Source organism: Empedobacter sp. UBA5528 (genome assembly GCF_002426075.1).
GTDB classification, from domain to species: domain Bacteria; phylum Bacteroidota; class Bacteroidia; order Flavobacteriales; family Weeksellaceae; genus Empedobacter; species Empedobacter falsenii_B.
Map to the genome: position 1 here is coordinate 1 of NZ_DINY01000004.1, position 5,868 is coordinate 5,868.

The following is a 5,868-nucleotide window of genomic DNA, read 5'->3' on the forward strand; positions in this document are numbered from 1 at the left end:
TAGGAACGCCTCAGTTAAATGGGAAAGTTGAACGATCTCATTTAACTGATAAAAAAGAGTTTTATCAACTTTTAAGCTATACTGATGATGTCGATCTAAATCAAAACTTAGAACAATGGGAGAATTTTTATAATTTCAATAGACCACATGGATCTTTTAAAGGAAAAACTCCTTATGAAATACTAAAATCAAAACTAAAATAATTATATTTAATGTCTATGAAGTGATGAAGTACGACACTCATAGTATTGAGATTTGAGATGTTAGTTATTAGACTTTTGTTATTGTATGTTCTTTTTTTATTCATTGGTTTATTGTTTTATGAATAATGTATTCATGAATCCTTTGGATTTGGCTTGATACAAAAACATTTGAGATGTTTGCTATTATTATGTTCATTTTATTAATTACTTTTTTCTTGATAAAAAAGTAATCAAAAAATCAAGGCTTCAATTCTCGCCGGTCAATCATCATTTCGTTTCACTAAAATGTTTAAATCACTCCCGATGGTCGGTAAACATTTTTGCGCTTCTCTCAATGGATTGACACTCGTCTACAAATCATTATGCGATTTTCAATTTATTTCTACTCTAACTCTTTGTTCATTTTTTGTACTTGATCGTATGCTAATTCTTTCACTGCATATACATACGAACCATTTTTTGAAATCCTCATAAAACCGTGTTTCTTTAATGCTTTACCCAATTGGATGACGGTTGAATTGTTGATGTTGATATTCCCAAAATAAGCTAACCTTGTAGCTATTTGCGTAGTGTTAAGAAAAGCTGTTGCTGTTTCTTTATCAGCTTTTTCGAACCAGGTTAATAGCAATTCTTCTTCTGGGGATTTGATTTGGTATTGCTCGTTGTTTTGGTTGATGTTTTTAATTTCTTCGTTGTTAAACCAATACCTGAATCCTTCATCAATGAGATACAAAGCTTGTTTGTAACAGTTATCGAGGTTTACGTTGTGTAAAGCAACTTGTGTAAATTCTTTGAATTGTACAGTTTCTTTTATCAAATAGGCCATAGTACATTAAGTTTTAGTCATTAAACATTTTTTAAGGTAATTTAATGTAAATTAAAACCTTACGATGGAAAAACGTGTCGCTTTATGGATGATTTACTTTCTTATTCGATGTATTGCTCTATTCTTTATAATATATCCTTTTCAGCCACAAACTTGCTTTTACTAAAAGTATTAACACCGGAACTTCGACCAACGGACCAATAACTCCTACAAAAGCTTGTGGAGAGTGAATACCGAATATTGCAATGGAAACTGCAATAGCTAATTCGAAATTATTACCTGTCGCTGTAAATGAAATAGATGCATTTTTATCATAAGGAACCTTCATTGCTTTATTAATAAAGAAACTGATAAGGAACATTAGAACAAAATAGATTATTAGCGGTATAGCAATTTTAATTACATCCATTGGTAATTCAATAATTTTATCTCCTTTTAAACTGAACATTATGACTATTGTAAACAATAATGCATAAAGTGTTATGGGAGATATTTTGGGTACGAATACACGATTGTACCATTCTATACCATTCTTCTTAATTAGCGCGTATCTCGTGATAAAACCTATTAAAAATGGAATACCTAAATAGATCATTACACTTTGTGTTACTTCGATCATTGAAACCGAAACATTAAAATTAGCTAAACCTAATTTTGCAGGTAATACATTAATGAATAACCAAACCAAGAAGCTATAACTCAAAACTTGGAAAATACTATTTAATGCGACTAACATTGCTGTATATTCTCTATTAGCCTTCGCTAAATCACTCCAAACTATCACCATTGCAATACATCGAGCTAAACCAATTAGTATTAATCCAGACATATAATCCGGTTCGTCGTGAAGAAATAGAACTGCCAAACCAAACATTAAAACTGTACCAATTATCCAGTTTAAGATTAAGGATATTCCGATTACTTTTTTGTTTTTAAATACTTGTGGTAATAGAGAATAATCTACTTTGGCTAAAGGTGGAAACATCATTATTATCAACCCTAAAGCTAAAGGAATATTGGTTGTGCCAATGCTCATACGCTCTATTAAAACAGACATATTGGGAAAGATATAGCCAATTGTAACACCTAAAACCATTGCGATAAAAATCCATAAGGTTAGGTATCTATCAAGGAATTTTAGTTTTGGTTGCATCGTTTATTTAGTGATTTGTGAAAATATGTACATCATTTCAGTTGCGATTTGAAAACTGCGTTGTTTGTAAACTTCGGTTTGTTCGGTTGTATCATCCGAAATTTTAGGATCTTCGTAAGTAATGGGAATTCGCTTTTCAGCACCGGATATAAAAGGACAACCTTCATCTGCTTGGGAGCAAGTTAGAATCGCTGCGAAATTTGAAATGGGATTGAATGCATCATTATATTTCTTAGAAAAACCGATAATTGGTGAACTATTCTCATCATATTTTATCGCATAAATAGGATTATTACTATCTGTAATTTTAAAGATTTGAAAACCTTGATTGCTTAGCGTTTCAATTACTTTTGGAAACAAAGCTGTTTCTGCTGTACCACCAGAATAACAATTGATATTGGGGATATTATAATAAGCAGCAGCGAATTGTGCCCATACTTGTGCTAGATGACTTCTGCGTGAATTGTGCGTACAAATAAAGTTGAGATTTATAGCTTCCTTACGATTGAATTTTTCTTGAATATAAACAACCAAAGGTTGCAAATTAGCTTTCCTTTGGTCGTCTATAAAATTGAAATTTAGTATTTCTGATACTGTTGTTTTTAATGTACTATTCATTATCTACATCAAAAAATTAACAACAACCAGAATTAGGTGTGCAACAAGAAGATTTTTCTTCTTTCACTCTAAATTTATTTTCAGTTGCAACGGGAATACCGCAAGCATCTTCCGCTAAACAAGCTGTTTTTTTATTTTTTAAAATGAAATGTTTTCCATTAAATTCAAGATCGTATTTCCCAATTGTAGTCGACTGATATTCAACTTCAATCTCTGAATCTTCAATCCCTAATTTGTTTTCGGATAAGCGAATAATGTTTAATAATTTACCTGGTTTTAAACGATGTTCGTAATCGTCTGCATTCCATAGTTGAAAGTTTACTACTTTTTCGTTTCTGATGACACCACCACAATCAATAAATTTCTTTGTGATTTCTCCCACTTCTGTAACGTGGAAATGCTCTGGCACGAACGTACCATCCTCTAATTGAAATTCAACATTTTCTAATGTTGGTAAGATTTCTTTGATTTCTGAAAGTTTCATATACTTTAATTATTATTTATTAATCGCAATATTACGATGATTTATTTTAAAAAAATGCTTTAACAGCATTTCTCTATTTTGACATTTTGATTGAAAAAGTTAGAAAACTCCTTTTGAATTTTAGCCCAAACCTTTTCATCAATACAATAACAAACTGATTTCCCTTCGATGGAACCTTGGATAATTCCTATACTTTTTAATTCTTTTAAATGTTGAGAAATAGTGGCTTGTGCTAAACCTAATTCATCCACCAAATCTGTACAGATACACGCATTTTGCTTGATAATATGTTGAATAATAGCCACACGAGCAGGATGTCCTAATACTTTGAATAAAGTAGCTAGTTTATTTTGTTCGTCTGTAAATATTTCCGATTTAGTTGTTCCCATTAATGATTTATTATCATTGCAATATTACGATATGTTTTATAAATACTAAAATTATTTAATATTAATTATTCAATATACTGTTCTACTGCTTTATCTAATTCCTCGTTTACGATTTTGGCATAAAAAAAAATCTGTTACGTTTTACAACCTAACAGAATTCTATCTTATTTATATCTTAAAAATGGATTATTTAATCGTAATGGAAACGGCACTTTGCAATTAATATCTGATTATCTTCGTACTTGTAAATTAAACGATGTTCTTCGTCTATTCTACGTGACCAAAACCCTGAATATTTATGTTTTAATGGCTCTGGTTTCCCAATACCAGTAAAAGGAGTACGTGAAATATCTTTCAATAAATCATTGATGCGTTTTACTTTTTTATTATCGGTTTTTTGCCAAAATAAATAATCTTCCCAAGACTCATCTACGAAAATATATTTCATCTATTCCTCGATTAATTCTCTTTCAAAAGATTGGTTGTTTTTTAATTTTTCAATGGCAGAATCTAATCTTGATTCGTTGATTCGTGAAGATAATTCATGATTTGTAGCCATTAATGAATTGTATTCTTCTAAAGACATTACAACAATACCAGAATCTTTCCCTCTGTTGATGATTAAGGTTTCAAAATTTTTTGAAACACTATCTAAATAAGATTTAATATTTTTTCTGAAATCTGAAACACTTGCTATAATCATAATCTTGTATTTTATTGTGTACAAATATATGTACAATATTTTGATTTGGAAAATCTATTTTTATACATTATTCTAAAATAATTATCTATTATTCAATAAATTGCTCTACAGCTTTATCCAATTCTTCGTTTACAATTTTAGCGTAGATTTGAGTTGTTCCGATATCGGAGTGATCTAAAAGTTTAGAAACATACTCAATACGCATACCGTTAGCTAAGGCTTGTGTTGCAAATGTATGTCGGTTTAAATGAAATGATAACGAGAACGGAAATTCTAATTCTTTACCGATTCTACGCAATTTCTGACCACATAATACATTTTTGCTACCAATTACTTTTAGTTGGTATTCGTTGGATTGTTCGAAGAAATTAGCTTCTGAAATGATTGGAAATACAAAATCATCTGGTTCGGAAGTTTCTTTTTTGTATTTGTTTAATATCTCTAAAGCAGATTGACCTACTTTGAATTGATGTGAACGTTTTGTTTTACGAATGTTTAATCTGATACGTTGTTCGTTTTCATCGTAGTTTTTCCATTGTAAGGTAACGACATAACTAAAACGTAATCCTCCGGCATAACAACTAAAAATAAACATATCTCTGAAGTAGGTATCTGTTTGACCAAATGAACTCTTGTGGTTTTTTAGCTGCTCGATTTGTTCTTTGTTTAAAAACAGTCTTGTACTCTTGTCTTTTTTGATTCGTACACTTGCAAATGGGTAAGTATTTAAACTGATGACTTCTTCACGAATGGCATCTTTAAACATTATGGCTAAAATTGAACATTTGTATTAAAACTAACATTATTAGTAATTTATGAACAAATTGAAATAACTGTAAGAAAGCTTTTTAACCAAAAAGGACGCAAGTTTAACAAATTGTGGAATGCCAAGGTAGTTTTTCGTTTAAATCATGACCTAAAAATAAACGAATATCAAACAGGTATTGCAATAGCGAATCAATGCTCTGTTGTTATTAATATTATTTAGATAACTGTCCATTCAAATCTTGAAAGAGACAATTAGATTATGAAATAAAACAAATTTCTACAATTAAAAACATGATAGCTTTGAAATTTCATATAGAAAACTTGCTGAAAAGGCGAGAGTCAATTTAGCGTAATGAGCGTAAAAATGGCTTACTGTCGCGCAATCTTCCTCTCGTAAACCCAAAATAGTAACTCAAAAAGCGTGCTTTTCTCGTCAAAAACCTCGTATCTCACTTCTCACATCTAAAATTCTCAAAAAATATTTCCCATTGTACCAGCAACTTAAGAGAAGAATGTAAAATAAATGTAAAGTATGTTTGGAAGTTCGGAAAAATGGGTTGTATATTTGCAACCTCAATACGAAAGACGAGTAGTGTTGTAATTGAAATAAGGACTTATATAGCGGCAAAATTATTTTAAAAATAAATTTGTGAGTTTAGAAATAAGTTTTACCTTTGCAAACCGATTCCGAAAGGGGTTTGAGAGTGAAAGTAAGAATTGACTT

General features: G+C 30.4%; 9 protein-coding genes. 1 reads left to right on the forward strand and 8 read right to left on the reverse strand.

Annotated elements, in window-relative coordinates:
* Positions 1 to 203: integrase core domain-containing protein (locus tag B4L98_RS00610; protein WP_291077296.1), on the forward strand; the 203-nt coding region annotated here is incomplete at its 5' end.
* 382 nt (positions 204 to 585) lie between these two features.
* Here the strand turns inward: B4L98_RS00610 and B4L98_RS00615 are convergent.
* From B4L98_RS00615 to B4L98_RS00650, 8 genes are all read right to left on the reverse strand, one after another.
* Positions 586 to 1,029 carry a hypothetical protein gene (locus B4L98_RS00615; protein ID WP_219035444.1) on the reverse strand — a complete coding sequence of 148 codons (444 nt, stop codon included), beginning with the start codon at positions 1,027 to 1,029 and terminating at the stop codon, positions 586 to 588.
* Positions 1,030 to 1,147: 118 nt separating this feature from the next.
* Positions 1,148 to 2,182 (reverse strand): ACR3 family arsenite efflux transporter, encoded by a 1,035-nt coding sequence (gene arsB, locus B4L98_RS00620; protein ID WP_114999202.1) that lies wholly within the window; start codon positions 2,180 to 2,182, stop codon positions 1,148 to 1,150.
* A gap of 3 nt (positions 2,183 to 2,185) precedes the next feature.
* Positions 2,186 to 2,800, reverse strand: a complete 615-nt coding sequence (locus B4L98_RS00625; RefSeq protein ID WP_291077298.1) for a low molecular weight phosphatase family protein — start codon at positions 2,798 to 2,800, stop codon at positions 2,186 to 2,188.
* A 16-nt stretch (positions 2,801 to 2,816) separates the two neighbouring features.
* Positions 2,817 to 3,284 (reverse strand): DUF6428 family protein, encoded by a 468-nt coding sequence (locus B4L98_RS00630; protein ID WP_291060605.1) that lies wholly within the window; start codon positions 3,282 to 3,284, stop codon positions 2,817 to 2,819.
* A 59-nt stretch (positions 3,285 to 3,343) separates the two neighbouring features.
* A complete protein-coding gene (locus B4L98_RS00635; RefSeq protein WP_291077300.1) occupies positions 3,344 to 3,673 on the reverse strand; it encodes an ArsR/SmtB family transcription factor in 330 nt (109 codons plus the stop codon).
* 190 nt (positions 3,674 to 3,863) lie between these two features.
* Positions 3,864 to 4,121, reverse strand: a complete 258-nt coding sequence (locus B4L98_RS00640) for a Txe/YoeB family addiction module toxin (RefSeq protein WP_219035457.1) — start codon at positions 4,119 to 4,121, stop codon at positions 3,864 to 3,866.
* A complete protein-coding gene (locus B4L98_RS00645) occupies positions 4,122 to 4,376 on the reverse strand; it encodes a type II toxin-antitoxin system Phd/YefM family antitoxin (RefSeq protein WP_291077302.1) in 255 nt (84 codons plus the stop codon).
* Between the two features lie 88 nt (positions 4,377 to 4,464).
* Positions 4,465 to 5,142, reverse strand: coding sequence for a tyrosine-type recombinase/integrase (locus tag B4L98_RS00650; protein WP_291060599.1), 678 nt, complete (start codon positions 5,140 to 5,142; stop codon positions 4,465 to 4,467).
* Between the last annotated feature and the right edge of the window lie 726 nt (positions 5,143 to 5,868).

Coding starts and splice junctions, on each gene's coding strand:
- B4L98_RS00615 (WP_219035444.1), bottom strand. CDS start 1,029: ATGGCCTATTTGATAAAAGAAACTGTACAATTCAAAGAATTTACACAA.
- arsB (WP_114999202.1), bottom strand. CDS start 2,182: ATGCAACCAAAACTAAAATTCCTTGATAGATACCTAACCTTATGGATT.
- B4L98_RS00625 (WP_291077298.1), bottom strand. CDS start 2,800: ATGAATAGTACATTAAAAACAACAGTATCAGAAATACTAAATTTCAAT.
- B4L98_RS00630 (WP_291060605.1), bottom strand. CDS start 3,284: ATGAAACTTTCAGAAATCAAAGAAATCTTACCAACATTAGAAAATGTT.
- B4L98_RS00635 (WP_291077300.1), bottom strand. CDS start 3,673: ATGGGAACAACTAAATCGGAAATATTTACAGACGAACAAAATAAACTA.
- B4L98_RS00640 (WP_219035457.1), bottom strand. CDS start 4,121: ATGAAATATATTTTCGTAGATGAGTCTTGGGAAGATTATTTATTTTGG.
- B4L98_RS00645 (WP_291077302.1), bottom strand. CDS start 4,376: ATGATTATAGCAAGTGTTTCAGATTTCAGAAAAAATATTAAATCTTAT.
- B4L98_RS00650 (WP_291060599.1), bottom strand. CDS start 5,142: ATGTTTAAAGATGCCATTCGTGAAGAAGTCATCAGTTTAAATACTTAC.